The 26938-nt window shown below is 75.9% G+C and carries 26 protein-coding genes and 2 pseudogenes; 14 read left to right on the top strand and 14 right to left on the bottom strand.

Features of this window, described 5'->3' with window-relative positions; translation table 11 throughout:
* Positions 1-11: 11 nt before the first annotated feature.
* Positions 12-488 carry a DUF6194 family protein gene (locus KSNIM_RS34725; protein WP_263107151.1) on the bottom strand — a complete coding sequence of 159 codons (477 nt, stop codon included), beginning with the start codon at positions 486-488 and terminating at the stop codon, positions 12-14.
* A 119-nt stretch (positions 489-607) separates the two neighbouring features.
* Here KSNIM_RS34725 and KSNIM_RS34720 point away from each other — a divergent pair, with 119 nt between their 5' ends.
* Positions 608-1330, top strand: a complete 723-nt coding sequence (locus tag KSNIM_RS34720; protein WP_263107149.1) for a MerR family transcriptional regulator — start codon at positions 608-610, stop codon at positions 1328-1330.
* A gap of 22 nt (positions 1331-1352) precedes the next feature.
* On the opposite strand, the gene KSNIM_RS34715 is transcribed toward KSNIM_RS34720, so the two are convergent.
* Positions 1353-2780, bottom strand: coding sequence for an MFS transporter (locus KSNIM_RS34715; RefSeq protein WP_411543819.1), 1428 nt, complete (start codon positions 2778-2780; stop codon positions 1353-1355).
* 122 nt (positions 2781-2902) lie between these two features.
* On the opposite strand from KSNIM_RS34715, the gene KSNIM_RS34710 reads away from it, so the two are divergent.
* Positions 2903-3142: a plasmid mobilization protein gene (locus KSNIM_RS34710; RefSeq protein ID WP_263107147.1), complete on the top strand. Its 240-nt coding sequence runs from the start codon at positions 2903-2905 to the stop codon at positions 3140-3142.
* Positions 3142-3510: a fic family toxin-antitoxin system, toxin component gene (locus KSNIM_RS34705; RefSeq protein WP_263108230.1), complete on the top strand. Its 369-nt coding sequence runs from the start codon at positions 3142-3144 to the stop codon at positions 3508-3510. Before KSNIM_RS34710 ends, KSNIM_RS34705 begins: the two co-directional genes overlap by 1 nt.
* Positions 3511-3559: 49 nt before the next feature.
* Here KSNIM_RS34705 and KSNIM_RS34700 read toward each other — a convergent pair whose 3' ends face one another.
* Positions 3560-4021: a MarR family winged helix-turn-helix transcriptional regulator gene (locus KSNIM_RS34700; RefSeq protein WP_263107146.1), complete on the bottom strand. Its 462-nt coding sequence runs from the start codon at positions 4019-4021 to the stop codon at positions 3560-3562.
* 136 nt (positions 4022-4157) lie between these two features.
* On the opposite strand from KSNIM_RS34700, the gene KSNIM_RS34695 reads away from it, so the two are divergent.
* Complete coding sequence (locus tag KSNIM_RS34695; RefSeq protein ID WP_263107145.1) at positions 4158-5000, top strand: SDR family NAD(P)-dependent oxidoreductase; 843 nt, start codon at positions 4158-4160, stop codon at positions 4998-5000.
* 82 nt (positions 5001-5082) lie between these two features.
* Here KSNIM_RS34695 and KSNIM_RS34690 read toward each other — a convergent pair whose 3' ends face one another.
* Complete coding sequence (locus KSNIM_RS34690; protein ID WP_263107144.1) at positions 5083-6075, bottom strand: aldo/keto reductase; 993 nt, start codon at positions 6073-6075, stop codon at positions 5083-5085.
* 226 nt (positions 6076-6301) lie between these two features.
* Here KSNIM_RS34690 and KSNIM_RS34685 point away from each other — a divergent pair, with 226 nt between their 5' ends.
* On the top strand, positions 6302-6817 hold the full coding sequence (locus tag KSNIM_RS34685) for a SigE family RNA polymerase sigma factor (protein ID WP_263107143.1): 516 nt from the start codon (positions 6302-6304) through the stop codon (positions 6815-6817).
* Positions 6818-6847: 30 nt separating this feature from the next.
* Complete coding sequence (locus KSNIM_RS34680) at positions 6848-7846, top strand: hypothetical protein (protein WP_263107141.1); 999 nt, start codon at positions 6848-6850, stop codon at positions 7844-7846.
* 109 nt (positions 7847-7955) lie between these two features.
* On the opposite strand, the gene KSNIM_RS34675 is transcribed toward KSNIM_RS34680, so the two are convergent.
* Positions 7956-8609 (bottom strand): hypothetical protein, encoded by a 654-nt coding sequence (locus KSNIM_RS34675; RefSeq protein ID WP_263107139.1) that lies wholly within the window; start codon positions 8607-8609, stop codon positions 7956-7958.
* 696 nt (positions 8610-9305) lie between these two features.
* A complete protein-coding gene (locus KSNIM_RS34670) occupies positions 9306-10280 on the bottom strand; it encodes a GNAT family N-acetyltransferase (RefSeq protein ID WP_263107137.1) in 975 nt (324 codons plus the stop codon).
* A 252-nt stretch (positions 10281-10532) separates the two neighbouring features.
* Here KSNIM_RS34670 and KSNIM_RS34665 point away from each other — a divergent pair, with 252 nt between their 5' ends.
* The 4 genes from KSNIM_RS34665 (at position 10533) to KSNIM_RS34650 (ending at position 15014) form a co-directional block, all read left to right on the top strand.
* The gene (locus KSNIM_RS34665; protein WP_263107136.1) at positions 10533-11756 is read left to right on the top strand and encodes a hypothetical protein; all 1224 of its coding nucleotides are present in this window, start codon (positions 10533-10535) and stop codon (positions 11754-11756) included.
* Between the two features lie 57 nt (positions 11757-11813).
* Entirely contained in the window at positions 11814-12452 is a 639-nt protein-coding gene (locus KSNIM_RS34660) for a TMEM175 family protein (protein ID WP_263107135.1), read from the top strand.
* A 128-nt stretch (positions 12453-12580) separates the two neighbouring features.
* Entirely contained in the window at positions 12581-14035 is a 1455-nt protein-coding gene (locus KSNIM_RS34655; protein ID WP_411543818.1) for an alpha/beta hydrolase family protein, read from the top strand.
* 157 nt (positions 14036-14192) lie between these two features.
* On the top strand, positions 14193-15014 hold the full coding sequence (locus KSNIM_RS34650; protein WP_263107134.1) for a Mut7-C ubiquitin/RNAse domain-containing protein: 822 nt from the start codon (positions 14193-14195) through the stop codon (positions 15012-15014).
* 80 nt (positions 15015-15094) lie between these two features.
* Here the strand turns inward: KSNIM_RS34650 and KSNIM_RS34645 are convergent, their stop codons facing one another.
* Positions 15095-15571 carry an SRPBCC family protein gene (locus KSNIM_RS34645; RefSeq protein WP_263107133.1) on the bottom strand — a complete coding sequence of 159 codons (477 nt, stop codon included), beginning with the start codon at positions 15569-15571 and terminating at the stop codon, positions 15095-15097.
* Positions 15572-15734: 163 nt separating this feature from the next.
* Positions 15735-16055, bottom strand: a complete 321-nt coding sequence (locus KSNIM_RS34640) for a hypothetical protein (protein WP_263107132.1) — start codon at positions 16053-16055, stop codon at positions 15735-15737.
* A 44-nt stretch (positions 16056-16099) separates the two neighbouring features.
* Between KSNIM_RS34640 and KSNIM_RS34635 the strand changes: the two are divergent.
* The 4 genes and pseudogenes from KSNIM_RS34635 to KSNIM_RS34620 all read left to right on the top strand — a co-directional run.
* Positions 16100-16540: pseudogene (locus KSNIM_RS34635) on the top strand (ROK family protein); the annotation flags it as partial.
* Between the two features lie 303 nt (positions 16541-16843).
* Complete coding sequence (locus KSNIM_RS34630; protein WP_263107131.1) at positions 16844-17740, top strand: hypothetical protein; 897 nt, start codon at positions 16844-16846, stop codon at positions 17738-17740.
* 5 nt (positions 17741-17745) lie between these two features.
* Positions 17746-18561: an SDR family NAD(P)-dependent oxidoreductase gene (locus KSNIM_RS34625; protein WP_263107130.1), complete on the top strand. Its 816-nt coding sequence runs from the start codon at positions 17746-17748 to the stop codon at positions 18559-18561.
* Complete coding sequence (locus tag KSNIM_RS34620; RefSeq protein ID WP_263107129.1) at positions 18558-19289, top strand: polysaccharide deacetylase family protein; 732 nt, start codon at positions 18558-18560, stop codon at positions 19287-19289. The genes KSNIM_RS34625 and KSNIM_RS34620 overlap by 4 nt, the downstream gene beginning before the upstream one ends.
* An 18-nt stretch (positions 19290-19307) precedes the next feature.
* Here the strand turns inward: KSNIM_RS34620 and KSNIM_RS34615 are convergent, their stop codons facing one another.
* From KSNIM_RS34615 to KSNIM_RS34590, 6 genes and pseudogenes are all read right to left on the bottom strand, one after another.
* Positions 19308-20402 (bottom strand): MGDG synthase family glycosyltransferase, encoded by a 1095-nt coding sequence (locus KSNIM_RS34615; RefSeq protein WP_263107128.1) that lies wholly within the window; start codon positions 20400-20402, stop codon positions 19308-19310.
* 17 nt (positions 20403-20419) lie between these two features.
* Positions 20420-21373, bottom strand: coding sequence for an NAD-dependent epimerase/dehydratase family protein (locus KSNIM_RS34610; protein ID WP_263107127.1), 954 nt, complete (start codon positions 21371-21373; stop codon positions 20420-20422).
* Between the two features lie 31 nt (positions 21374-21404).
* Positions 21405-22529 carry a DegT/DnrJ/EryC1/StrS family aminotransferase gene (locus KSNIM_RS34605; RefSeq protein WP_263107126.1) on the bottom strand — a complete coding sequence of 375 codons (1125 nt, stop codon included), beginning with the start codon at positions 22527-22529 and terminating at the stop codon, positions 21405-21407.
* A 419-nt stretch (positions 22530-22948) separates the two neighbouring features.
* Positions 22949-23881, bottom strand: coding sequence for an MBL fold metallo-hydrolase (locus tag KSNIM_RS34600; protein WP_263107125.1), 933 nt, complete (start codon positions 23879-23881; stop codon positions 22949-22951).
* 215 nt (positions 23882-24096) lie between these two features.
* A complete protein-coding gene (locus KSNIM_RS34595; protein WP_263107123.1) occupies positions 24097-24903 on the bottom strand; it encodes a DUF4111 domain-containing protein in 807 nt (268 codons plus the stop codon).
* 199 nt (positions 24904-25102) lie between these two features.
* Positions 25103-26938, bottom strand: a pseudogene (locus KSNIM_RS34590) (hypothetical protein); the annotation flags it as partial.

Below are 26938 nucleotides of genomic sequence, written 5' to 3'. Positions count from 1 at the left end.
TGCGGTCACCGTCAGCCGGAGCGCCGGTGGCCGCGGGCCGCGCGGGCGTGCGCGTCGGCCAGCAGCGACCGGGCGAGGTCAGCGGTGGCGGGGCCGGGGTTGAGGATGCAGACCCAGCCCTGGACGGCGTAGGCGGGGTGCGGCAGCAGCCGGTCGGTGGCGGTGTAGTCGTAGGCGTCGTGCCGTTCCCGGTGGGCGGCGGGCGGGTGGCCGACCAGTTCCTCGAAGGCCGTCCGGCCGACGGAGAGGTTCAGCCGGAAGACGCCGGGGCGGCCGAGGTCCGACTCGGTGTCGAAGCCCGCGTAGTCCTTGGTCACCAGGGTCGCGAACGGCATCCGGCGCGGGGAGTCGCCGTCCGGGTCGTGGAAGAAGAAGGTGTCGCCCCAGGCGGCTTCCGGGGCGCCGCCGGCCGCGTCGGCGGTGACGGCGACGACGCCGGGCAGGCTGCGGGCGTAGTCGATGATCCCGTTCTCGGTGGTCAGGTCCATGGCTTCAAGTCTTCCATTGAAGCGCTTTTTGGTAGTTGGCACCGACTGTGCGGCTTCAGTACAGGGGTGGGCGGCCGCTAACCTTCAAATCGGCTGGAAGGTCGGGCGAGGAGGGGCCGGTGGCGGAGCAGCAGGGGCCGGGGCACCGCCCGGTCGATCTGGCCCGGGCGGCCGGGGTCTCCACCCAGCAGATCCGCAACTACGCGGACGCCGGGATCCTGCCGCCCGCCCCGCGGACCGCGGCCGGGTACCGGCGCTTCGACGACAGCCACCTCGACGCGCTGCTCGCCTACCGGGCGCTGGCCCGGGGCTGCGGGCCGCAGCAGGCGCAGGCGGTGCTGCGGGCGGTGCACGCCGGGGACCGTTCCGGCGCCCTCGCCCTGCTGGACGGCGCCCATGCCGCGCTGCACCGCGAGCGGCAGGCCCTGGACGCCACCGGCAAGGCCCTTGCAGCGCTGGCGGACCGGCCGCGGCAGCCGCGGCGCTCGCAGCGGCCGTCCGCCGGCCTGCGGATCGGGGAGGTCGCCGCGCTGGTCGGCGTCCGGACGTCCGCCGTGCGCACCTGGGAGGCGGCCGGCCTGCTGGTACCGGGGCGGGAGCACGGCACCGGTTACCGCAGTTTCGGCGCGGCCGACGTCCGGGACGCGCAGGTCACCGCGATGCTGCGACGGGCGCACTACCGGCTGCCGCAGATCGGGGCCGTCCTGGACGACCTGCGTCGCACCGGCAGCACCGACGCCCTGCGGGCCGTGGTGGCCGATCGGCGCGCCGCGCTCGACGGGCAGGCGGCGGCGCTGCTGGAGGCCGCCGTGCACCTGTCCCGTTGCCTCGGCGCCCGTTGACCTGCGGGAGCCGCGTCGGGAGTCAGTGCTCCGCGGACCGGGCCGGGACGCAGAACCGGCCGAGGAGGGCGGCGGTCAGGTAGGCGGCGGCGCCGACGGCCATGGCGGTCCGCAGGCCCGTGCCGTAGTTCGTCGCGGTGGCGAGCAGCGTTCCGCCGAGGGCGACGCCCGCGGCGCTGCCGATCTGACGGGTGGTGTTGAACAGGGCGGAGGCGGTGCCCGCGTACGCGGCGGGGGCGGCGGTCATGGCGGTGGTGGTCGTGCCGGTGAGCGCGAACGAGGTGCCGAACCCGGCGGCCATCATGGGCGGCACCAGCGCCGGGTAGGCCGGGTCCGGCCCGGCGGCGGCCCACCCGGTGAGACCCGCCGCCGCCACCAGCAGGCCCGTGACGACGAGCGGGCGGTGGCCGGTGCGGCGGGCCAGCCGGCCGGAGAGGGCGGAGGCGAACATGGTCATCGCGACCGCCGGGAAGAGCGCGGCGCCGGTGCGCAGCGCGCTCCAGCCGCGCTGGTGCTGGAAATCCAGGCTCGCGGTGAACACCATGCCGTAGAAGGCGAAGTTGAAGAGCAGTCCGATCACCGCGGCGCCGCTCAGGGCGGGCGACCGCAGCAGGCGCAGCGGCAGGACCGGCGAGCGGGCCCACCGCTCACGGGCCGCGAAGGCGGCCGCGGAGAGCAGTGACAGGCCGGCCGCGGTCAGCACGGCCGGGTCGGACCATCCGCTCCGGCCGGCCTCGTTGAGGGCGGTGGTGAGCAGGGCGACGGTGGCCACGACGGCGCACTGGGCGGGCCAGTCCACGGGCCGGGCGGGGTTGCGGGGCGAGGCGGCGACGTGCCGCAGGGTCAGGGCCAGGCAGGCGGCGCCGACCGGCAGGTTGATCAGGAAGACCCAGCGCCAGCCGACCGAGCTCACCAGGATGCCGCCGATCAGCGGCCCGGCGGAGGCGGCGATGCCGGCCATGGAGCCCCAGAGTCCGAAGGCGCGGGACCGGGCGGCCGCCCCGGGGTAGGACTGCTGGAGCAGGGCGAGCGAGCCGGGCACGATGAGTGCGGCGCCGAGGCCCTCGACCAGGCGGGCGGTGACCAGGACCGGGGTGTTCCCGGCGAGTGCGCAGGCGGCCGAGGCTGCGGTGAACACCGTGACGCCGGCGCAGAAGACGCGGCGGTTGCCGAGCCGGTCGCCGAGGGCGCCGCCGGTCAGCAGCAGTCCGGCGAAGACCAGCGTGTACCCGTCGGTGATCCACTGGATGCCGGTGAGCGAGGCGCCCAGCTGCCGGCCGATCACGGGGACGGCGACGTTGATGATCGTCACGTCGAGGATCACCATGAAGTACCCGGCACACACGGCGAGCAGCGGGGCCCAGGAGCGCGGCGCGGTCGTGCCGCCCCGCCCGCCGTCCTCCGTACGCTGCTGCTGCGGCCCGCCGCCGGGCTTCTCCGTACCCGCCACGTGCGAGCCTTCCGGCCTCGGGCCACCTGGACGCGGGCCACCCTACGGGATGTCGGGGCGGTCGGCCGGGAGGCGGCGCCGGGCCCGTTGTAGGGCGGCGTACGCGCCGCTACGCTGCCGGTATGAAGCAGCTGAACGTCCGACTCGACGACGAGGCCCACGAGGCGCTGGAACAGCGCGCGGAGGCGGCGGGGATGAGCCTGCCGGAGTACGCCCGGCGGATCCTGGCGGAGGAGGCCGACGAGCGGCGCCAGCGGTTCCTGACCGCGGCGGCGCACTTCTCGCAGGCCTGGGGCCCGGCGTTCGAGGCCGAGTTCGGCCCCTACCCGCAGCAGGACCCGGGGAAGGCGAGCGCCGCGTGATGCTGCGCATCGACCGGGCCTGGCTGCTCGACGTGGCGGACCAGTTCCTTCCGGGGGATCCGGACGTGACCGACTACGGCTCGCTGGCGGCCGCCGTCGCCCGGCACGTGGACGAGGTGATGGACGTCCCGGTCTACGGCGGCCTGCACCAGCGGGCGGCGGCGCTGATGCACCAGCTGGTCCGGGTGCCGGCCCTGCAGTTCGGCAACGAGCACTTCGCGGCGGTGGTCGCGGCGTCCTACCTCAGCGCCTCCGGGGTGATCGTCACCGCGGAGCCGAAGCAGGCGGCGGAGCTGGCGGCGCGGCTGCGCGACGGGACGGTGGGCGTCAGGGAGTGCGCGGACGCCGTCCGCGGCTGGTACCGCTGAGCCCGTCCCCGGCGGCCCGGGGCGCGGTGGGGCCGCTCCGGCCGGGGTGTCAGCCCTCCTTGTGGGCCTTGAGCTTGCGCCAGACCGTGCCGAGGGCGGCCAGGTCCTGCTGGTCCAGGACGTCGGTGAACACCGGCGCCAGGCAGGCGCGCCTGGTCGCGTCCGCCTCCGCGAACAGCTCGCGGCCCTGCGGGGTGAGCGCCACCTCGACGGAGCGGGCGTCCCGGGCGGAGGGGGTGCGGGAGACCAGGCCGCGGGCCTGGAGCGCGTCGAGCACCCGGGAGACCTGGCTGCGGCTGAGCATGGTGCTGTTGCCGAGCACGGAGGCGGCGACCGGCTGCTGGCTGTTGGCGAGCCAGAGCATCACCTCGAACCAGGAGACGGGCAGGTCGTGCGCCTTGGTGAGGGCGCGGTCGACGCGCTCGGTCAGTGTGGTGCCGGCCCAGACCAGGCCGTAGAAGGCGTGGTCGGCCTCGGACATCTCCGCCGGGGTGAGCTTCCTGGTCGCCATGGGCGCGATTCTACCGTGCGTGTGTGTGCACGCATCGACTTGTGTGTGTGTGCACGCAATGCTTAAGGTGTGTGTGCACACACCGAAGGGGTGATACGGCTCCCGCCCCTCCCCCGCTCCGGAAGGAACCCTCACCATGTCCTCCTCCAAGGTCGTTCTGATCACCGGCACCTCCTCCGGCATCGGTCTCGCTGCCGCGGTCGCCGCCGCCCGGGCCGGCTGGCGGACCGTCGCCACCCTGCGCGACCCGGACCGCGCGGACGCGCTGCGCAAGGCCGCCGCGGAGGCCGGTGTCGAGCTGGACGTCCGCCGGCTCGACGTGGTCGACGAGGCGTCCGTCGCCGCCGCGGTCGACGGGGTGGTCGCCGACTACGGCCGGCTCGACGCGGTCGTCAACAACGCGGGCGCCGGACACCTCGGCACCCTGGAGAACGAGACCGTCGCCGACGTCCGCGCCGTCATGGAGGTCAACTTCTTCGGCGTCCTCAACGTCTCCAAGGCCGCCCTCCCCCACCTGCGGGCCACCGGCGGCCGGCTGATCACCGTCACCAGCGTCGGCGGCGTCATCGGACAGCCCTTCAACGAGGCGTACTGCGCCGCCAAGTTCGCGGTCGAGGGCTACATGGAGAGCCTCGCCCCGGTGGCCGCCTCGGTCGGCGTCGGCGTGAGCGTGGTCGAGCCGGGCGCCGTCGCCACCGAGTTCGTCAACAACATCGGCCTCGACCTGGAGGCCGAGGTCGCCCAGGCCGGCCCCTACGCCCCCGCGCTGCGCGCCTACCTCGACCGAACGGTCGCCCAGTTCCTCAACGGTGCGCAGACCCCGGCCGAGGCCGCCGGGACCGTCATCGAGGCGCTGACCGCCGAGCGCCCGGCGTTCCGCCTGCAGACCTCCGACTGGGCCCGCGGCTTCACCGGCACCAAGCTGGCCGACCTGGACGGCTCCGCCGTGCTCGGCATGACCGGCACCTGGGTGGGCTGACGCCCCACGTCGCGCCGCAGCGGCGGGCCACCCCGGTTCGGGGCGGCCCGCCGCTGCGGCGCATCGTCGTCCCGGGGTCCGCTCAGGCCCAGGGCAGTGCGGCGCGGGTCCGCCAGTACGCCTCCGCCGGCTCGGCGAGGACGGCCAGCTCCGCCAGGTCGGCGGGCGCGAGGGCGAGCGCCGCGGCACAGAGGTTGGAGGCCAGTTGCCCGGCGGTCGCCGCGCCGGAGAGCACCAGATCGGCCCAGGGCTGCGCGGCGGCGGCCGCCAACGCCAGGGCGTCGCAGGAGGCGCCGGTACGGGCCGCGACCGTCCGCAGCGCGGCGGTGTCGGGGCCGACCGCGTTCCGGCCGGCAAGGCGGCCGCTGGCCATGCCCTCCTTCACCACCACCAGCCAGCCGGCCGCGTGCGCCTCGGCGAGCGCCGGCCTCGCCGACGGCTCCAGCAGGTTCCAGGTCGACTGGACGGCGGCGAACAGCGGCCGGCCGTCGAACTCCACCGCCAGCGCCGCCCGCACCGCCTCCCCCTGCGCCGCTCCGCTGGTGGACAGCCCGACCCGGACGCCCTCCGCGGCGAGCCCCGCCAGACGCTCGTGCAGCACCCGGTCGGTCAGCGCCGGGCTGTCCGGCGTCACGGAGTGGACGAGGTAGACGTCCGGCAGCCCGCCGAGGGACTCCCGGGTCTCCTTCACCTGCCGGTCGAAGACCGCGACCGCGTGCTCCTTGACCTCGTGCACCGGCACGCCCGAGGCGCGCCAGTCCGCGGTGTAGGTGTACCCCCACTTGCTGCCCACCACCGCCTCGGCCGCCGCCTGCGGCCGGGCGGCCAGCCACGCGCCGAGGAACTCCTCCGCCCGCCCGTAGGAACGAGCCGTGTCGAAGTACCGCACACCGGCCGCGAAGGCGGCGTCCAGCAGCGCGTGCGTCCGCTCCCGGAGTGCACCGACCGTACGCTCGGCCGGCAGGTCGCGGTCCCGCCCGAGGGTGATGTAGCCGGGACGGCCGACGGCGGCCGTGCCCAGGCCGAACCGGGCGATCGTCGGGCCGGCGGGTCCGGTGGCAGCTGCGGCCGGCATGCGGGTTCCTCTCGGTCGTTCGGGCAGGCCGGGGCCGGTGCGCCCCGCCCGCACCAGCACCCTACCCACCGCTCCCCGGCGCCGGCCCGGCAGGCACGGCCGCCGCCCCGCGGCCGCGCACTCGGCCGGAAGGACCGTCAGATCGCGTGTGACCCCGCCGCGGTTCGAGGCGTCTTGTCAGGGTGACAGCAGATCGGCCGAGCACGGCAAAGCCCGGGGGAGCACCATGCACGAGGTAGTCGACTTCGACGAGTTCGCGTCCACACGAGCGCGAAGGCTCTTCCAGGTCGCGTACCTGATGTGCGGTGACTTCCACCAGGCGCAGGACCTCGTTCAGGTCACCTTCGCCAAGCTGTACGCCTCCTGGGGCCGGCTCGGGCGCACCGTGCCGGACTCCGGCCTCGACGCGTACGCCCGCAAGGTGCTGCTGCGGACCTACCTGTCGCAGCGCCGGCTGCGCCGCTCCGGGGAGATACCCACCGGGTCGGTGCCCGACCTGCCGGACGGCCGCGAAGGCGGGCGGACGGCCGAGCTGCGGCTGACGCTGCTGGCCGCGCTGCGGCAACTGCCGCCGCGCAACCGGGCGGCCGTGGTGCTGCGCTACCTGGAGGACCAGAGCCTCGAATCGGTGGCGGAGACGCTCGGCTGCAGCGTCGGCGCCGTCAAGGGGCTGAACACCCGCGGCCTGGCCAAGCTGCGCGAACTGCTGGGCGAGGACCGAGAACTGCTGTTCCGGCACTGAGGAACGAACGAGAGCACGAGGGGTGCTGAGATGGGTCTTGAGAACGACCTGAACGGGATGTTCGCCGAGAGCGTCCATGAACTGAGCCCACCGATCGGCGAGATGGTGGCCGAGGGCAAGCGGGCCGGGCGGAAGCGGCTGCGGATCCGGCGGACGCTGCAGGCGGCCGGCGCCGCGGCGGTGGTGGCGGCCGTGCTGACGGCGGTCGCCGTCGCCGGGCCCCGGCCCGGCGGAGCACGGGCGGACGGGCCCGCGGCGGGCGGCACCGCACTGCCGTCCGCCGCGAGTCCGGCCGCGGACGTCCCGGCCACCGCGAGTCCGGCCACGGGCAAAGGGCCCTCGGGCGAGGAATCCGGCGCGGGCACGGTGTCACCGAGCAAGGGCGCGGCGGCCGAGCAGGGGACCGCGGACCTGACCTGGCAGGCGATGACGGAGATCCTGGCGGACCTGCTGCCGCCGGGCGCCCGGCTGGGCAACCTGAACCCGCACGGCGTGAAGTTCAACACCAAGCCGGACGAGCGCTACATCGAGCTGGAGTACGACGACGGCCACGGGCCCTCGACGGTCATGCTGACCGTGAGCAAGGGCCGGCCGCCGAGCCCGGTCACCTGCGAGAACTGGCAGGGCGGCTCGGACGAGGGCACCCGGAAGCCCGGCTACGAGAAGCCGCTGTGCGAGACCGAGCAGCTGCCGGACGGCGGCCGGCTGCGGATGTTCGTCACCGGCACCGACGTGGTGGGTCTGTACGACGAGATGGTGGACCTGACCCGGCCCGACGGCACCACCGTCCAGGTGGTGGCCGCGAACGGGACGCTCGACCAGTACACGGGCCGGAAGGGGCTGCCGATCACGGTGACCCGCGAGCGGCCGCCGCTCGGCCTGGACGGCTGGAAGGCGCTGGTGCAGAGCCCGCGGTGGCAGCTGAAGGTGCCGCAGTCGGTGGTGGACTCCGGCCGTGCCTTCGCCAGGACCGTCACCCGCTTCCCCTGCCCGGACGATGCCAGGCCGGCCGACTGCAAGATCGACTGACCCGGCCGGTCCGCCGCTCCGGCGCCCGCCGCGGACCTCACACCGAACGCACCGCCACGGCGCCCCCACTCGGCCCGCCCCTCGACCTCCTCCGCGCGCCCTCCCCGTGTCAGCGCGGTGCGGGGACGGCCACGTGCGACCCGAACGCCACCGCCGACTGCCCGTCCGGGGCGGCGGCGAGCGCCTGCACGGGCTCGGGCAGCACACAGTCGGCGGCCACCCCGCGGCCGGTCACCGGATCGAGGAACCGGACCGCCCGGTCCTCGCGGCCGGCGGCCACGGGCCTTCCTCCTGCCGCTCCGACCAGCACCGCCGTGGCCGTGGACGGAGCCGCAGCGATCTCCGCACCGCCGATCGGCGTCATCCTCACCACGTCCCACTGCCGCAGCGTGCCGTCGCGCGCCGTGCTCGCGGCGACGGGTGCTCCGTCGAGTTCCGCGGTGGACACCGAGGTCACCCAGTCGGCGTGACCGGTGAGCGGGGCGCCGATCGGGCGGCCGGTGGTGAGGTCCCCCAGGCGCAGCACCGTCCGGTCCCAGCTGCCGGTGACGGCGACGGGCCGTCCGTCCAGCACGGTCGTGGCCACGGCCGTGACGCGGCCGGTGTGACCGGTGAGCGGTCCGAGGGCGGCCTCACCGGTGGTCAGGTCCCGCACGCCGACGGTGCGGTCGCTGCCGGCGGTGACGAGGACGGGCCCGCCGGACGCCATCGCCGTGGCCGCGGCCAGGACCCGTCCCTGTCCGGTGGCGAAGGGGCGGTGCACCTCATGCCCGGTGATCGGGTCGAGGGGTGCGCACCACGGCGTCCGGGGCGACGCAGACCGGGCCCGTGCGGTCCGGTGCCGGCGCCGGCTGCCGGTGCTCGGCGGACACGCTCGTGAAGGCCGGCGGGCAGTCGCCGTACGGCCGGCCCACCGTCAGGTCCCAGCAGTGCAGCAGACCGTCGGATCCGGCGACGAGTGTGACGCGCCGCTCCCCGAGGCGGACGTCGGCGGTCCGGGCGGCGAGGGCCTACGGCGTGTCTTCACAGGGCGGTCGGGTGGTTGATCCAGGGGCGCTGGGGGCACCTCCGGCTGCCCAATCGCCTTTGAAGACACGCCGTAGGGCCGTCGGCCGGTTCGGCGGTCAGCTCGGGCTCGTCCTGGTCGTCGAGGGTGATCTCGAGGGCCCGCCCGTGGGCGACCGCGAGCTCCGAGACCCCGTGCAGTTCGCCGACCTGAGCCTGCCGCAGGTCCGCCGCGGCGAGCGGGAGTCCGCTGTCGAGGTCCCCGAACCGCGGCGCCCCGGCTCCGGGCCGGTGTGCCCGGTCACCTCGGGAGAGTTGTCAGGTGCAGCCCCCGCCGCCCCGCCCCGGTCCTCGCCCGCACTGCTGCCCCGCCCCGTGTCGTTCGTGACGGGCGCCGTAACGGCCGCCACCCACAGCCGGCGCGGCCTGGGCGCGTGTGCACCGCCGGAACGGCTCAGCGCCAGGCCATCACGTACTCGTGCTCGAAGGCGGTGTAGCCGGCCCGCGCGAAGGCGGCGGCCATCGGCGTGTTGCCGACGTCGGTGGAGGCCCGGATCGTCTCGACGCCGGTCGCGGCCAGCACCCGGGTGCCCTCGGCGAGCAGCTCCTCCGCGTGTCCCCGGCCGCGGTGGGCGGGCAGCACGCCGAGGTAGGCGATGATCGGCCGGTAGGCGTTGCGGGCCGCGATCACCAGGCCCACCGGCTCTCCGGTCTCGGCCGACTCGGCGACCCGCCACCACTCGCGCGGAGTGGTGTAGTGCGCGAACTCCTCGTCGTACTGCAGCCGGGCTGCCTCACGGGCCGTCATCCGGCGCAGGTCGTCCCGGCTGTGCGCGTCCAGGGTGCCCGTGAGGATCCCGGTACAGAGGTCGACCACCTCCGCCTCGCCGGACGCGGGCCGGAAGACCAGCCGCCCGGTGGGCCCGGGCACGGGGGTGCCGGCGCGCCACTCCAGGCGCAGCCGTTCCACGAACGGCTCGGCGCCGAGCCGTTCGACGACCGAGAGCGGACCGTCGACGACGGCTCGCACGGCCGGGTCCCCGCGCCAGCCGGCCGGCAGGAAGCGGGTGTACTTCGGCGGCACCGCACCGTCGGGCACGACCGCGGCGAGGGCGCGCCGCAGCAGCGCCTCAGCGGTGGCCTCGTGGCCTGGTACCAGGTCGAGGACGTCGAGCAGCAACGGCTCGGTGCTGCCCGGCGGGCACCACCAGCCGGCCCGGGCGAGCAGCCGCCCGTCGGCGTCCAGTGCCGTCCAGAGCAGCTCCGCACGGCGCCGCCCGGAGGCGAGGTCCCCGGCGATCTCGTGGTTGAACAGGTACGGCAGCCGGTTGAACAGCTCGACCTCGTCCGGCCCGGTGATCGGGCGCAGCACGGTGCCGTCGGCGGTGGGCTGGACGGGTGTTGCGGGTACTGCGGGTACTGCGGTCAAGGCACGGTCCGTGGTGTGGTGCGCCCGGCCGCTCCGGTCAGCGCTGCCGCGCCGCCCGGGAGGGTCCGTGCGCGGTGGTCCTGCTGCTCATCGCCGGCCCTCCTCTCACGTGGTCTCGGTGACGTTCCGTCAGCCCGGGGTTCTACCGGCGCGAAGCGACGGATGCAAACGATTATTCGCGGGCTCCGCGGCTGCTATCCTGCGCCCGTTGCCTTCGGCGTCCCGTACTGGGTGCGTCCGGAGGCTTTTTTCATGCCTTCCGACACTCTCGCACCTCCCGCATCCGCCTCGACCGGCTATCGCGCGCTGCTCCGCACCGGGCAGTTCGCCGCCCTGTTCTCGAGCTTCACCCTGACCGTGGCGGCGAACGCGCTCGCCGGGCTCGCCCTCGGCACGCTCGTCGGCCGGCAGACCGGCTCGCCGTTCCTGACGGCGGTGAGCATGTACGGCGCCACCTTCGCGACCGTCCTGGGTGCGTTGACGCTGATGTCGGTCGCCGACGGGCGGCGCCCGCGGCGGACGCTGCTCGTGCTGCACGGTCTGTCGCTGGCGGGCACGGCCGCGCAGGCCGTGCCCGGGCTGCCGCTGGTGGGCCGGTTCGGCGTGCTGGTGGCGCTGGGCTTCGTCCAGTCGCTGGGGACGGCCACCCGGATGGGGCTGCTGGCCGAGGCCGTGCCCGCGGCCGGGTACGCGCCGGCGCGCTCGCTGATGAACATCGCCTCGGGCGGTGTGACCGTCCTGGGCTGCGCCGCGGGCGCCGCGCTGCTGCACCGGCTGGACCCGCAGCAGGTGCTCGCCGTGGCGGCCGGGCTGAGCGCGCTGTCGCTGCTCGTGGTGGCGGCCGGTGTCCGGGAGCGCCCGATCGGGCCGGTCCGCCGGCCGGGCCTGCGCAGCACCTGGGCGACCAATGCGCTGCTCTTCGCCGATCCGGGCCGCCGGGCACTGCTGCTGAACCTGTGGGTGCCGAACGGACTGGTCGTCGGCTGCGAGGCGCTGTTCGTGTCCTTCGCCCCGGGGCGTGCCGGTGCCCTGCTGGCGGCCGCCTCGGCGGGCATGACGGTCGGCGACCTGGTGGTGGGCCGGCTCGTCGGAGCCGCGGTGCGCCGCCGTCTGGCGTTCCCGCTGCGGCTGCTGCTCGCCGTGCCGTTCCTGCTGTTCGCCCTCCGCCCTCCGACGGCCCTGCTGGTGATGGCCGTGTTCGCCGCGGGCGCCGGGTTCTCGGCGACCCTGCCGCTGCAGGAGCAGGTGCTGGCGCTGACGCCCGAGCGGGTCCGCGGCCAGGTGCAGGGGGTGGAGTCCGCCGGCCGGACGACCTGTCAGGGCATCGGGGCGGCGCTCGCCGGCGGGGTCGCCCAGTTGCTCGGCACCGCGACGGCGATCACCGTGCTGGCCGCCGCCTCCGTCACCGTGACGGTGCTGTCCCGGCCGGCCGTCGCCCGGGCGGGAGGCGCGCCCGGCGGCGGGGGCGTGTCGTAGCGGCCGCGGGGCCACGATCCGCGGCGAGGATGGGCCGGACCGACGAGGGAGGCTGTGGTGCAGGCGAGGAAGCTGCGGAGATTCGAGGCGCGCGCCGCGGACCGGCTGATCTTCTTCTCGGACGCCGTGGTGGCGATCGCGATCACCCTGCTGGCGCTCGAACTGCCGGTGCCGGCGGGGCCGACGGTCGCCGCGCTCCGCTCCGCCGTCCACGAGGACCTCGGCCACTACACGGCCTTCCTGATCAGCTTTGCCGTGATCGCCGCCGCCTGGGGCCAGCACAACCGGGCCTTCCGGTACGCCGAGCGCGCCGACGACCGGCTGCGGATCATCAACGCCTGCTGGCTGCTGACGATCGTGCTCAACCCCTTCGCCACCAAGCTCCTCACCACCGAGGGGGACGACACCGAGACCGTCGGCCTGCGGTTCGGGTTCTACGCCCTGCTGCAGTGTCTGGCGCACGCCTCGGTGATCGCGATGGAACGCCGGATGACCTCGCAGCAGCTGCGCGACCGCGACGTCCCCCCGGAGCTGGTCGCCGCGGGGGACCCGGTGCTGTACGGGCTGCTGCTGGGCTTCGGCCTGTCCGCCCCGCTGTTCTTCGCGACGCCCTACGCCTGGGTCCTCTGGATCGTCGTCCCCGTGGCGGCCGGCCAGTTGTCCCGGCACCGCACCCGGGCGGCCTCGGCCGACTGACGGTCGGGGCACGGCCCGCCGTACACCGCGAGGTGGAGACGTCCCCGCTCCGGGATTGGTCTCCGGGCGTACACGGCAGCGACTTGCGAGCGATGTGGCGGCGGCCCGTGTCCGGCCAGCATGGCCGGGTGACCGAGGACATGACGTGGTTTTGGATGACCGGGCCCGAGCTCCTGGCGGTGTCCGGGGCGGTGGCGCTGGTGCTGGTGCGGTGGCTGCCGCCGGGTGCCCGGCGGGCGACGGCGGGGGCCGGCGGCGGTGCCGTCCTGGTGGGCGGCACGCTGGCGGCGCTGACGGGTGGGCTGCGCTGGCAGGTGGCGCCGGTGTTCGCCGCGGCGGTGCTGGTCGCGCCGTTCGCCGTCGTCCCGCTGCTGCCGCGGCGGACGGGCCGCGAGCCGCGCCGGGCACGGTGGTGGCTGGCCGCGCCGGCCTCGGCGGCCTGCCTGGTGCTGGTCGCGGCGGGACCGGCGGCGGCGTGGGCCTTCCCGGTGCCTGCGTTCCCCCGGCCGACCGGTCCGTACGCGGTGGGCACCCGGGTGGTGGAGTGGACGGACGGGCAGCGCCCGGAGCCCGCCACCGCCGACCCCGGCGACCGGCGCACGGTCGTGGTCCAGTTCTGGTACCCGGCCGAGCCGGCCCCGGGGGCGGGCCGCGCCCGGTACCTGGGGCGGACGGCGGAGGAGTCCCGGACGGTCGCCGACGCCCTGGCCGACTACGCCGGGCTGCCCGGTCTCCTGTTGGACGGGCCGACCCGTGCCCGGACGTGGTCGGTGCCCGACGCTGCGGTGGCGGCCGGCGGCGGCCGGTTCCCGGTGGTGCTGTTCTCTCCCGGCCTGGGCGGCGTCCGCGGCCAGAACACCGCCTGGGCGGAGGAACTGGCGAGTCACGGCTACGTCGTGGCCGGCCTCGACCACCCCTACGACTCGGCGGCCGTGGTGCTGGCCGACGGCCGGACGGTCCGCACCCGGGTCTCGTCCACCGGCGACCGCGCCGAGGACGAGCGGCGGGCGGTCGGCTGGACGGAGGTCCGCGCCGCCGATCTCGGCTTCGTCCTCGGCCGGCTGCAGCGGATCGGGCGCGGGCAGGACGCGGACCCGCTGGCCGGCCGCCTCGACACCGAGCGGGTCGCGGCGGCCGGCCACTCGCTCGGCGGGGCCGCCGCACTGCTGGCCGCCCGCCGGAACGAGGGCTTCGCCGCCGTGATCGACCTCGACGGCGCCCCGCACGACGCCGCGCCGCAGCCCCTCCACCGGCCGCTCCTCGCCCTCACCCAGGAGATCGGACCGCAGACCGACCCGGACTACCTGCCCGCCCTCGACAAGGTCCTCGATCTCGACACCACGAACGCCTACCGGTTGACCGTGCCGGGCACCGCGCACCTCACCTTCACCGACGCCCCGCTCTACCTGCCGCCGATACCGGCCCTGGTCGGCACCCGCGACCGCATCGGCGGTCCCCGGCTGACCGCGACCGCGAGCCTGGCCTTCCTGGACGGCGTCCTGCGCGGCCTGCCGGGCGACCCGGCGACGGCCCTGGCCCCGCTCGGCGGGCTCACCGTCCACCGTGCGGGCGGTGCCGGTTGAGCGGAGACGGGCGCTCCGCCCGGGCCGCGCACGGCAGGACCGGGCGCCGGCCTCTCGTACCGAGTGCTGGCGATCGGCCCGCCGGCCCGCTGACACCGGTGGTGCGCCAGGCCGGAAATGGGGCGACCGGCGCACCGCGTGCTGGCATCCTGGGCGTGTGGAGAGAGCGGAGATCCGGATCGAGTTCGTCCCCGAGCTGCACGTCTTCGTGCACGTGCGCAGGCGGGCGGGCCGGTCCGCGGTGACGACCGACGGCAGTTCGACCCTCGGGCACGTGGTGGAGTCGCTCGGCGTCCCGCTCACCGAGGTCGGCGGCCTGGTCGTCGACGGCGGTGCCGCGGACGCCTCCCACGTACCCGCGCACGGCGAGCAGGTCTCCGTCCTCGCCGTCGCCAGACCGCAGCGGCTCGCCGGCCCGCCGCGTTTCCTGCTCGACGTCCACCTGGGCACCCTCGCCCGGCGGCTGCGCCTGCTCGGGGTGGACGCCGCCTACGAGAGCACCGACATCGGCGATCCGGCGCTGGCGGCCCGTTCGGCCGCCGAGCAGCGGGTGCTGCTCTCCCGCGACCGCGGGCTGCTGCACCGCCGGGAGCTGTGGGCGGGCGCCTACGTGTACAGCCACCGCCCCGCCGACCAACTGCGGGACGTGCTCTCCCGGTTCGCTCCCCCGCTGGCCCCGTGGACACGCTGCACCGCCTGCAACGGCACGCTCCGCGAGACCGACAAGACCTCCGTCCGCGAGCACCTGGAGGACGGCACCGAGCGCTCGTACGACGTCTTCGCCCAGTGCACGGCCTGCGACCAGGTGTACTGGCGCGGCGCCCACCACGAGCAGCTGAGCGGCATCGTGGCCGAGGCCGTGGCGGAGTTCGGCGACGACCCCGCGCGGGCCGCCGCGCCGACCGGGCCGCTCCACACCTCCGTCGCCGCACAGCGCCGCCGCCCGGACCGGGCCGCGGCGGGCGCCGGGCCGGCCTGATCGGGGTCCGCCGGACCCCGCGCCCGGTGTCCGGTGTCCGGTGTCCAGTGTCCAGTGTCCGGTGTCCGTCCGACGGTCCCTCAGGCCGGCGGCAGGCAGGCGTCCCGGAGGCGGTGCAGGGTGGTTCGCATCCCGGCCCGGTTGCGTTCGGCGCGCTGCGCCGCCGGGGTGCCGGTGAAGACCAGGCCGAGGGTCTCGGCGACGACGGCGCCCGCTCCGCGGCGGCGGTGGTCGATCCAGTACTCGGTGACCAGGGTGCCGTCGCCGCTCGGTTCCAGGCGGTAGCCCCAGCGGGCCACCGGCAGGCCGAAGGTGGTGACGTCGAAGGCGAATTCGCGGTCGGGCTCGGCGACGGTGATCCGGCAGGTGGTGAACCAGACCCAGGCGGCCCGCCGGTTGAAGCCGACGAAGCTCCGGCCGCGCCGCCAGACGCCCACCACCTCGGGGCTGAACTCCTTCATCCGCCGCACGTCGGCGAGCAGCGCGTACACCGCGTCCGGGGGAACGGCGGGGAACTCCAGCGACTCCTCGACGGTCCAGATCCGCTCGGCGCTCATCGGCCGGTCTCCTCCCCTGTGGCGTGCGGCAGGCAGCCACCGCCCCCGCGCGCAGCACGATACGCGCGGCCGCCGGACCGCGCGGCACAGGGCCCCAGCGCGCCGGGCCCGGCGTGCGGGGAGCCGCGGCCGGGGCCGGCCGGGCGGCGAACGCGCGGACCGGTCAGGCGGTTTCGACACAGAAGAGCGCCGTGCGCGCGGCCTCGGCGGTCAGGCCCGGGCAGCCGGTGACGCGGACGACGGCCTGTTCGCCCGGCAGCAGGGTCAACAGTCCGCGGTCGGCCTCGGCGGCCGGGTCGAGCCGGCCCGCCTGGAGCAGCAGGTCGCGGACGAGGGTGCGGGCGGTGACCACCACCTCCGTGCTGTCGTCGCCGTCCTCGCCGGGCTGCACCGCGACGTCGAACTCCGGCCGCGGGCAGGCCAACACCCGCTCGGTGACGGCGAGGTGACGGCTCGCAGCCCGCCGGCGTCGACGACCAGGCACTCCTTCGCCGAGCGTCTTCGCATGTCCCGTCGTTCCTTTGTGCGCCGGTCGACACCCGGGCGGGCACCGTCAGCCCCGTCAACATCCCCGCCTGGCGCGCCTTCCCGCTCCGCACGGAGGTCGCCGTGCACCGCACGGTCGACGGCCTGCCGGTCGTCCTCGGCGGCGACGCCGTCGCGATGACCCTGGCCGAGCACTGGCACGGCGCCGCCCGCCCCTACCGCAACGCCCTGTGCCTGGTGGTCTCCACCGGCGTCGGCGCCGGACTCGTCCTGGCCGGCCCTGCCCCTTCGGCTCACGCGGCTGCTTCGTAGGTCTCGCCAGCGGCACGGCCATCGCCCGCACGGCCCTCGAGAGCGGCTGGCAGGCACCGGACAGCAACGGCTCGGCGACCCGCTCGCGCTGTGTGCCTACGACCGTGCGACCCGTGTCCTCGCCGCAGGCATCGCGCCACCGCCGCCCCCGCCGAGATCGACGCCGCCGTCCGCTGATCAGGACAGACCACAACAGGGGCGCGGGGAACTGCGCAGTCCGGGATTGGGCATCGTGACGATTCGGGCCGAGCCCTGGTTCGCACAGTGAGCCGCATCCGGGCTGCGCGGTTCTCCCCCCAGCGCCTTCGGCCGGGAGGTGCCCCCACGTGCCCCTGTTTCACTTCCGCCCAACTCCCGGGCGAGCCGCAGCGGGCTGCAGGGCGGCAGGGGGTGGCACAGACTGGGGGTGGATCCCGTCGTAGTGGGGCGGGCGGTTGGGCCGTGCGGGACGGCCCCGGCGGCATTGGAGCAGCCATGCTTCTGGGTCTCGCCACCGCGCTCGCGGCGGCCGTGTGCTTCGGCTTCGCGTGCGTGTTCCAGGCCCGCGGGGCGCGGGCCGCGCCGGCCGCCGACCGGGTGCGGCCGGGTCTGCTCGTCCGGCTGGCCCGTTCGGGTCCGTTCCTGTGGGGCACCGGGCTCGATGTCGCGGGCTTCGCGCTGAGCATCGTCGCGCTGCGCACCATGCCCCTGTTCTTCGTCCAGGCGGTGACCAACGCGGGGCTCGCCGTCACGGCCGGCGCCGCGGTCTGGCTGCTGGGCGCCCGGCTGCACCGCAGTGACCTGGCCGGCATCGTGGCGGTCGTCGCGGGGCTCACGCTGCTCGCCTTCGCTTCCGGCCCGGACGGCCGCAACCACGCCGGGCCGGTCTTCCACGCGGCGCTGCTCGCCACGACGATCGCCATGCTGCTGCTCACCGTCCTGCTGGCGCGGCGCCGCGGCAATGCGGCGGGGGCCTGCCTCGGTGTGCTCAGCGGCGTCGGCTTCGGTGTCACCAGTCTGGCGGTGCGTGTCCTGGACGTGTCGAGCGTGGGCGCGGTGCTCGCCGATCCGGCGACGTACGCGCTGGTCCTCGGCGGGCTCGGCGGCTACCTGGCCTTCGCTCTGGCGCTGCAGCGCGGCAGCGTGACGGCGGCGACCGCCGCGGGCACGGTCGCCGAGACCTTCGGCCCGGCGCTGGTCGGCGTGCTCGCCCTCGGCGACCAGGCCCGGCCGGGTGCCGGGTGGGCGGCACTGGTGGGGTTCACCGCCGCGGTCGGCGGCACCGTCGTCCTGGCCCGGTTCGGTGACATCGAGCCCCCGCCGAGCGTCGCCGGCGCGCCGCCGACGGACGTGCCGGCTCCCGCATCCCTCCCCCGCACCGCAGACAGGTGACCCAGGTGAGCATCGACGACAGCACCGAGACCGGTACCGCCCCGGCGTCGGCCCGCGGCGGACTCGGTACCCGGCCGGTCCGGCCGGTCGCCCTGATCACCGGCGCGTCCTCCGGGATCGGTGCGGCCACCGCCGACCGGCTGCACGCCATGGGTTGGTCGCTGTTGCTCTCCGGTACGGACGCCGCCCGGCTGCACGCGGTCGCCGCGCGGACGGGCGGCCGGGTCCTGGCCGAGGACCTCAACGGTGCCGGGGGGCCGCAGCGGCTGGCCGAGCGGGCGCTGGCCGCCGCCGGCCGGGTGGACGCCCTGGTGGCCAGCGCCGGGATCGGCTGGCGCGGGCCGTTCGCCGACATGCCGCCGGAGGTCCTCACCGAGATGGTGACGGTGGACCTCGCGGCACCGCTGCAGCTGTCCCGGGCCCTGCTTCCCGGCATGCTGGAGCGCGGCCACGGCCGGATCGTGCTGCTCGGGTCGATGGCCGGGCAGGTGGGCGTGGGCGGCGAGGCCGCGTACGCCGCGGTGAAGGGCGGGCTGTCACTGTTCGCCGAGAGCCTCTGGTACGAGCTGCGCGGCACCGGCGTCGGGGTCCGGATCATCCTGCCCGGCGCGGTCGACACCCCGTTCTTCGCCCGCCGCGGCACGCCCTTCCACCGCAGCCGGCCGCGCCCGCTGCCGCCGGAGTCCATCGCGGACTCCATCGCGCGCACCATCACGGGCAGCCGCAGCCGGGTGTTCGCCCCGCACTGGCTGGCCCTGCCGGCGCGGCTGCACGGCATCGCCCCGGGCGTGTTCCGGCGGCTGGCGGACCGGTTCGCATGACCGGCCCGGCGCGCTGGGCGGTCGCGGCCGCAGCGACGGCCGCCGGTGTCGAGGTGCTGCACCTGGCGCCGTCGGTGACCCGGTTGCCACCGGTCGGTCGCCTCGCCGCCCGGCGCATCGCGGGCCACGGCGCCGCCGGGCACGTCGCGCTGACCTTCGACGACGGGCCCGACCCGGGGAGCACGCCGGACTTCCTGGCGGCGCTGGACGTGCTCGGGGTGCGGGCGACGTTCTTCGTCCTCGGCAGCATGCTGGAGTGCTCGCCGGACCTCGGCCGGGAGCTCGTCCGGCGGGGCCACGAGGTGGGTGTGCACGGCTGGCACCACCGGCATCCGTGGTACCCGCGGCCCGGGCGGGACCTCGCCGAGCTCCGTGCCGCGGTCGCCGCCGTCACCGAGGTCTGCGGGGTCCCGCCGCGCTGGTACCGGCCGCCGTACGGGGTGCTGAGCTCGGGCCTCGCCGTCGCCGCGCACCGGCTGGGCCTGCGCACGGTGCTGTGGACGGCCTGCGGCCGGGACTGGACCGCCCACGCCTCGCCGGGTTCGGTGTACCGCTCGCTCCGGCCCGACCTGCGCGGCGGGGCGACGGTGCTGCTGCACGACTCCGACTGCACCTCCGCCCCGGGCTCCTGGCGGTCCGCGCTCGGCGCGCTGCCGGCCGTCGCCGACCGCTGCACCGCCCTCGGACTGGCCCTGGGACCCCTGCGCGACCACGGCCTGGCCGCCTGACCCCGGGGCGGCGGGCCTTCAGGCCGCGGTCGCCAGGCCCACCCGGACGAGGGCTGCCTCGAAGGCGGCGTGCCAGGCGTCCGGGGTGGCGCTGGGCGAGGGGGCGGGGGCGGGGCGGCGGAGGGCGGCGAGGGCGTTGCGGGCGACCTCGTCGGGCCGGGCCGAGGTGACGTCGGCGTGGCCGAGCTCCAGTTCGTGCTGGAGGTTGTCACGGCCGTGGCCCTGGACGGTGTCGAGCAGCAGCAGACGGCGGCCGAGGGCGCGGGCCTCGCTGCAGGTGTCGCCGGAGCTGGTGACGACCAGGTCGGCGGCGGCCATCAGGGCGGGGATGCGGTCCGTCCAGCCGAAGGCGTGCACCCGGGGCTGCCGTTCCTCGGCGGCGCGCAGGCGGCGTTCCAGCGGCGGGTTGCGGCCGGCCACGGCGAGGACGTGCGGCCCGGCGGCGGCGATCGCCGCCGCGGTGCGGGCGAGCGGGCCGAGCCCCCAGGAGCCGGACATCAGCAGGACGCACGGCGCGTCGTCCGGGACGCCGAGTTCGGCGCGGGCGGCGGCGCGGGCGGGCGGCCGGTAGAACGGCTTGCGCAGCGGCGGCGGTACCACGGCGGTCGGCGCGTCGGGGCGGTAGCGGCGGACGGCGCAGGCCGCGACCTCGGAGGTGACCAGGAAGAGGTCGGTGCCGTCCTGGACCCAGAGGCGGTGCGGGGTGACGTCGGTGCAGAACACGAAGTGCCGCATCCCGGGCCGTCCGGCGCGCAGGTCGTTGACGGCGGATGTGGCGGTGGCGAAGACGGAGACGACCAGGTCGGGGCGGTGCCGGTCGAGCAGCAGCCGGACCTGGCGGGTGAGGCGGGTGCGGGCGGCGGAGTCGGCGAGCAGCGCGAGCCGGCTGCCGGGGCGCAGTGCGGCGAAGTGGAAGGCGTCATAGAGGCCGGGCAGGTCGTGCATGCGGCGGAAGACGGCTTCGCCGGCCCGGCCGGCAGTGTTGCCGAGGAGTGCCATGGCGTCGACGGTCGTGGTGGTCCAGCCGCGGGCGCGCAGGGTGTCGGCGCAGGCCTCGGCCATCACGTCGTGGCCCTGGCCGATCGATCCGGAGATGAGCAGTGCGGTGGGCACGGGCGGCTCCGGCCGGCTCAGCGGCCGGGCCGGGGCGGCGCGGGCGGGTCGGCGGGCCGGGCGAGCTGCCAGTCGACGTAGCGGCTGACGCCGTCGGTGAAGCTGGTCTGCGGGGACCAGCCGAGCAGCCGCTTGGCGCGGGCGGCGGAGATCCGGCGGGGGGTGTAGTCGGCCGGGCGGGCCTCGATGTGCTCGATGGCGACGGGGCCGAGCAGGCGGTCGACGGTGTCGGCGATCTGGCGGATCGAGACGGCGGTGGGGCCCTCCAGCGCGAAGGTCTGGTCCTGGGCGTCCGGGGAGAGGGCGTGCACGTGGGCGTCGGCGAGGTCCTCGACGTAGACGAAGTTGCGGGTCTGCCGGCCGTCGCCGGCGATGGTGATGGGCTCGTGCCGGAGGGCGGCCTTGACGAAGCGGGCGACGACGAGTTCGTCGCGCATCCGCGGCCCGTAGGGGATGCCGTACCGCAGGATGGTGAAGTGCCGGCCGTAGAGCTCGCGGTAGCTGTGGACGAGCATCTCGGCGGCGAGTTTGCTGGCGACGTAGAGGTGGCCGCTGCGTTCGAGGTCGACGGGGACGTGTTCGTCGAGTTCGCCGCCGTCGGGGCCGGGCTCGGTCTGGGCGGCCCCGTAGACCCAGACGGTGCTGGCGAGGACGGTGCGGCTGAGTCCGGCGAGGCGGGCGGCCTCGAGGACGGTGGCGGTGCCGTCGATGTTGACCCGGACGGCGCGGACGGGATCGGCGGCGACCTTCTCGACGTCGGCCATGGCGGCGAGATGGAAGACCACCTCGGCGCCGTTGAGGGCGGCGGTGAGGGCCGGCAGGTCGAGGACGTCCACGCGGGCGTGCTCGGCGGCGGGGTTGAGGTACTGGTCGGTGGTGTCCAGGACGAGCACGTCGTGGCCGGCGGTGACCAGCCGGTCGACGACGTGGGAGCCGATGAATCCACAGCCTCCGGTGACGGCTACGCGCATGGTGCCTCCTCCTACATCGGGCCGGTCGGCTTCATCGGGCCAGTCGGCGGTGGACGGCCGTGACGGCCTCGATCACTCGGGCGGTCTCGTCCTCGGTCATGTCGGAGTGGACGGGCAGGCAGACCTGGCGGGCGCAGACGTCCTCGGCGACCGGCAGCGGCGGCCCCTGGTAGGGGCCGAAGACGGGCTGGCGGTGCAGCGGCAGGTCGTAGACCTCGCCGGCGAGGCGGACGCCGAAGCCGTCGTGCACCTCGCGCTTGAAGCGGGCCCGGTCGGTGCCGGGCGGCAGCAGGGCGATGTACTTGTAGATGTTGCTGCGGCAGCCGGGGGGTTCGGGCAGCGCGTCGAGGCCGGGGACGGCGGCGAGGGCCGCGTCGTAGCGGCGGGCGACCTCGCGGCGGGCCTCGACGAACTCCTTGAGGCGGCGCAGGTGGATGGTGCCGACGGCGGCGTTCAGTTCGCTGAGGCGCCAGGCGTAGCCCTGCCGGACGTGGTGGTTGGTGGTGAAGGAGCCCTTGCCCTGGTCGCGGTAGATCCGGGCCTCGTCCCGGACCTCGGGCGAGCCGGTGAGGATCATGCCGCCCTCGCCGCTGGTGACGACCTTGGTCGGGTAGAAGGAGAAGGCCGCGCCGAGTCCGAAGGTGCCGGCGGCGCGGCCGTCGTAGCTGCTGCCGTGGGCGTGTGCGGCGTCCTCGACCAGCGCGATGCCGCGGGCGTCGCACAGGGCGCGCAGGGCGTCCGCCTCCGGGGTGATCAGGCCGCCGATGTGGACGAGGACGACGGCGGCGGTGTCCGGGGTGAGCGCGGCCTCCAGGGTGGCCGTGCTGAGGGCGAGGGTGGCGGGGTCGACGTCGGCCATCACGGGGTTGCCGCCCGCGTGCAGGACGGCGGCGCCGGTGGCGTAGAAGGTGACGGCGGGGACGACGACGTCGCGGCCGCGGACTCCCACGGTGCGCAGCAGGACTTCGAGGGCGGCGGTGCCGCTGGACACGGCGACCGCGTGGGCGGCCCCGTGCTCGGCCGCGAAGGCCTCCTCGAACCGTTCCGTCCACGGGCCGAGCGTCAGTGCACCGGTGGCGAGGATCTCCTCGACCGCTTCGGCGGCCGCCGCCCGGTCGGCCTCGTCGAACACGATGCGAGCCGCGGGTACCCCCACGTGACACCTCCAGCAGCCGGATGGGCACAACTCCTGCCCGTCTTGGTCAGGGCATCTCAGGCTAAATCCGGCATACCGGACAGGAGCGACCGGAGCGACCCGGTCGGGTGCGGCGCACGGGCGGTGTCCGGGTGAACACCGGGACGGCATGCGGTCGGGCCGCCCGCGGCGGGGGGATCGAGGTCCGGGCCGGCGGTTCGCCCACCCGGGTGGCCGGGGTACCACCTCAGGGGGGTACGCGGCGGGTCCGGGCTCCGGCGGGCGGGCACGGCGCCGCGGATGAGCCCGGGAGGCCGGGCCGGGGAGCGGGCTTCGGTCACCCGCGGGGCGGCTGACCCCCGGACGGGCGGGCCCGCCGGGGGTGCAGCGGTGGCGGCTCGGGATCGGGGACGCCCGGGGTGCCGCGGGGAGGCCGCCGGTCAGGCGAGGCAGCGCAACGGGGCGCCGCCATTGCAGGTGATCATGTCGCGGAGCACGGGCGGGATCGCCAGGCGCTCGCCGGGGACGCCGCCGGAGAGGTCGTGGTAGGCGCGGTGCAGGTTGGCGACCAGGCGCTCGGACTCGGGCAGGTCCGCGAACTCGCCGAGATCGGCGCCCTGGGCGACCTGCAGCGGCGTGAGCCCGGCGGCGCGGCCCTCGCGGGCGAGCCGCAGGACCAGGCGCAGGTAGCGCAGGTTGGTGCCGATCACGGAGGCGTCCTGGACGGGCCCGTGGCCGCTGACGACCACGGCCGGGTCGAGGGCGGCGAGCTGCTCCAGGGTGTCGATGCTGCCCGTCACCGAGCCCATCATCACGAAGGGGGTCGTCCCGCTGAAGGTGAGGTCGCCGGCGAACAGCACCCGGGTGTCGGGCAGCCAGACCACGAGGTCGCCGGTGGTGTGGGCGGGGCCGTAGTGGACGAGCTCCACCGGGCGGTCGTCGAGGTGCAGGGTGAGCCGGTCCCTGAAGGTCACGTCGGGCTCCATCGGCCGCACGGCGCCCCACTGCACCTCGGGCCAGATCACGGGCAGGTTGAGCCCGTCGAGCAGGTTGGCCGCGCGCGCCTCCTCGTGCGCGATGACGGTGGCCTGCGGAGTGAACAGGCTGGCGCCGTAGTGGTGGTCGCCGTGGTGGTGGGTGATGACGACGCGGGTGACCGGGCGCGGGGTGAGCTCCGCCACCGCGGCCTTCAGGGCCAGCGCGCGACGCTCGGTGGCGGTGCAGTCGACGAGGGTGGTGGATCTGCGCCCGGCGAGGACACCGGCATTGCTGATGCACCATCCACTGTGCGACTGGAGGTAGACGTGGACCCCGTCCTCGATCTCGACGAGGCGTGCGGTGTCCTGGAACAGGTCGTGCGGCGCGTGCGGCATGGGCCCCCCGGCTGGCGTGGCCGCCGCTGCGGGTCGGTCGCGGCGGCGATCAAACGTTGACCGGCCATTCTGTCCGCGCCGACACCGCATCAAGCTATGATCTGGATCACAGATTTACAGCTGATGTGCCTTATCGGTCGATCTCGGAGTCGGCCCACTGGACGCAGGTGAACTCCACCACCGGGCCCGGACGGGCTCCGCCGGGCCGCGGTCGGTCAGCAGTCCGTGGGGCCGGCGGCCGCGGCGGCCTCCGCCACCAGGTCGCGGACCCGGGCGAGGAAGGCGCGTACGTCGTCCGGCGGCAGCGGGCGGGCCTGCGAACGGGGGCGTTCGAAGCTGTCCAGGGCCGCGCCGATCAGCGGGCGGAGGGTCTCCTCGGTGGCGGCGAGGTCCTGCGCGGCACGACGCTTGGGCAGCCAGCGACCGGTGCGGCAGTACGCCGCCGCGCGGCAGCCGTTGAGCACCCGGTTGTCCGCGAGGTGGCCCTCGCCCTCGGCGTGTTCACGGACGGAGGCGGCGAGCGCGGCGAGCACCTCGGCCCGCTCCGGGGCGGCGATCACCTCCTGTGCCGGGCGGCCGTGCAGCGCCAGGCCCGACTGGTGGGCGACGGCCCGGTCGACGACGTACCAGAAGGCCGTCGCACCCGCCGGGTCGAAGCTCGCCCGGTCGGGCAGCAGCGGGCCGGTGTTGAGATCGAGCAGGTACCCGGCCCGGCCGGACGGGCGGCCCGCGGAGTCCGCGCCGTAGACCACCAGTTCCAGCCCGGCCGCCGGGCACGGCAGGTCCGGATGGGCCAGCGCCGCGGCCAGTTCCCGCAGTGCGGCGCCCGGCAGCGCGGGGTCCACCACCACGGCGACGTCCACGTCGCTGCGCCCGTGCCGGTAGTCCCCGAGCGCGACCGAACCGACCGCGTACACCCCGGTGAGCAGCGGCCCGCACACCGCCCGGGTGCGCCGGACCAGTTCGTCGAGGTAGGGCCGCAGCTCGACGGGGACGCGGCGGTCGTCGGAAGCATCCGTCATCCGCCCAGTCTCCCCCGCCGGGTGCGCAATCCAGGGGCGCGTGGGGCATCTCCGGCCGAGAGCTGCGGAGAACTGCGCAATTCGGAGGCGGGCCACCGTACGGACCAGGGGTGAGCCCGATTCGTCCGCAGCACCGCTCCCGGACTGCGCAGTTCCCCGCGCCCTTGGATTGCCCACCCGAGCGCCGTGAGGACGCGTCCTACCGCCCGGCCTCGGCGGCGAGGCGGTCGCTGAGCGCGGCGAGGACGCGGGCGGCGTCCGGCAGGCCGACCTGTTCGCAGCGTCGGATGCCGGCGGCCAGCCTGGTGCGGGCGGCGTCGGTGCGGCCGAGGCTGCGGCCCTCGATCAGGGCGGCCATCCGCAGGGCCTCGGCACGCGGTTCCTCGCCCTCCCGGCCGCCGGCCTCGTGGGCGGCGACGGCGGCCTCGGCGGCGGCCAGGCCCTCCTCGGCCCGGTCGGCGAAGGCGTAGCAGCGGGCCCTCTCGTAGTGGCCGTGGCCGCGCTGGTACCAGGAGGTGACGGGGTGGCCGTCGGTCTCGGCGCGTTCGCGGACCCCGTCGGCCTCGGCGAGCCGGGCGAGCGCCTCGTCCAGGCCGTCCTCGCCGCGGGCCTGCATGGTGAGCCTGGCCAGCTGCTGCAGCATGCCGCAGACCTGGTCGGCGCGGGGCGCGGCCGTGTGTGCGGCGAGGGCGCGGGTGCGGGCGGCGTCGGCGGCCTCCCACCGGCCGGCCTCGGCGAGGGCGACGGTGGCCTCGCAGGCGACCATGGTGTGGATGTCCTCGCCGTCCTCCCAGCCGGCGGCCTGGTCGGCGAGCAGCAGGTAGTGCTCGGCGGCCTCCCGGTACTCCTCGAGGCCAAGCAGGCCGCGTGCCAGGTCGAGCCGGACCTGAGCGCGGGCCCGCTCGTCGAAGCCGTCCGTGTCCGTCTCCAGCAGCAGCGACTCGAGGACGGCGACCGCGTCGCCGGGCCGCCCGCCGTCGCGCAGCACCGAGGCGAGCTGCATCCTGGCACTCGCCGCGTCCGCGGCCTTGCCGGCGCGGTCGAAGCGGTCGGCGGCCTCGGTGAGCGCGCGGGCGGCGGCGGCCGGGTCGCCGGTGTGCTCGTGGGCGTGGCCGAGCATCGCGTAGGTCGGGCCGAACGGGAAGGATGCGTCGTGCCAGCGGACGGCCTCGGCGATCGCCCGCTGCAGGACCTCGGCCGCACGGGCGTGCTCACCGGTCATCAGCTCGATCTGGCCGAGCAGGCCGAGCGGGCGGGCGGTGCGCCAGGGCAGCCCGTCCTGCTCCAGCTGCTCGATCGAGGCTGCCAGTCCGGCGCGTGCCTCGGCCATCCGGCCCTGCCGGGCGGCGACGTCGGCGGCGTACTGGCGGGCGGCGGCGACCCGCAGCGGCAGGCCGAGTTCGGTGCTCGCGGTGCGGTAGGAGTCGAGCAGCCGGTCGAAGCGGGCGGTCACCTCCTCGGCCGGTTCCGGCAGGGCGGCGACCAGCTCCTGGTAGGCGGCGACGGTGAGGCTGTGCAGGACGTAGAGCCGATCCTCGGCGGCGTCCTTGCCCTGCTGCTCCCCCGTCCGCGACGCCTCGGCGGCGAGTTCGTCGGCGTGGCGCAGCGCCTCGTCGAGGGCGGGCCAGTCGGGGTCGGCGCCGTCCTCCTCGCCGAGGTGGGCGACGGCGGCGCGGGTGCGCATGACCAGGGCCCGGCTCGGCAGCCCGGCGCCGTCGTACAGCTCGGCCGCGGTGAGGAGTTCGGTGCGGGCGGTCCGCCAGTCGTCGGCCTCGAAGGCCTGCTGGGCACGCCGGTCGGCGAGGTTGCCCTGCAGCCGCTGCACGGGCCCGAGTTCCGGGTGGTCGGGGTGGACGTGGCCGTCGGCGGCGACGGCGGCGGCGATCCGGTCCCACAGGGCGTCGGCGTCGGGGTGGTCGACCCGGTCGAGTTCGCGGGCGCGCAGCACGAGTTCGGCGAAGTCCTCGGGGACGGGCTCCGCGTCGGGGCGGACCGCCGGGGCGGCGGCCGGGGCGGCGGCCGGGGCGGGCACCTG

Source organism: Kitasatospora sp. DSM 101779 (assembly GCF_025655475.1).
GTDB lineage: Bacteria > Actinomycetota > Actinomycetes > Streptomycetales > Streptomycetaceae > Kitasatospora.
Note: the sequence above shows the minus strand (reverse complement) of the source record. Positions and strands in the feature narration are given on the sequence as shown.